1 pseudogene is annotated in these 759 nt (G+C 40.7%); it reads left to right on the forward strand.

From position 1 onward, the window contains the following. Positions 1-51 precede the first annotated feature (51 nt). Positions 52-759: pseudogene (locus AC5590_RS05405) on the forward strand (GUN4 domain-containing protein); the annotation flags it as partial.

Consider the following 759-nt stretch of genomic DNA (forward strand, 5'->3'; position numbering starts at 1 on the left):
GAACTGTATGAAATCGAGCCAGAAATTCGCAATGAGTTGTTGCAGGAGTTGATGAGAAGGGAAGATGCAAGACAACGAATTCAAGATATTGCTACGCTGCTTTGGCAGTATGTCGAGTATCATTCACCTTGGGCAGATAGAGTTGAATTAGAACGGGCGCAACAACTGACTGCACTCAATTTTCTAGATCCTGCAAAGGCAAAAGAGTGGTTGGATGAAGCGGAAGCTAATCCTAGCTTAGGGAAAGGGGAGCGGGAATGGTTCATCGCGATGCGACAGGAAATTGAGGAGACAGTTTCTAATAAGTCCAAAGAACAGCGTGCAATACCGAATAACTCTGACAGAGAAATATTTACGGAACTCTTGAGACGTAGTGGACTTGCTGAGTATTCTGCACGAAAAGCCCTGTGTATCAAGATTGGTATTGATCCAAATCGACTTGCATTTGTAAGAGAATCTACTAACACTGACTTTGTCTTACAACTTATTAACTATTTAAATGAAATAGGAGATAAAGAAGCCCTTTATAAAATTTTATCTGAACTGGAAGTCGTCTTTAAAGGAAGTAAGTACTTAGCTAATTTAGAAAATATGAAATCAAAACTATTTGAAAAGGAACAGAGTGAGCAGGATGATCTCAGTTCCGACACAGGAGTAAATTACACACGGCTGCGAGATTTGCTAGCTGCTGGGAAGTGGAAAGAGGCGGATCAGGAAACTCTAGCAGTTATGCTCAAAGCATCTGGTAGAGAAAAAGAT

This window comes from Brasilonema octagenarum UFV-OR1, from assembly GCF_963888615.1.
In the GTDB taxonomy this organism is placed as follows: Bacteria; Cyanobacteriota; Cyanobacteriia; order Cyanobacteriales; family Nostocaceae; genus Brasilonema; species Brasilonema sennae.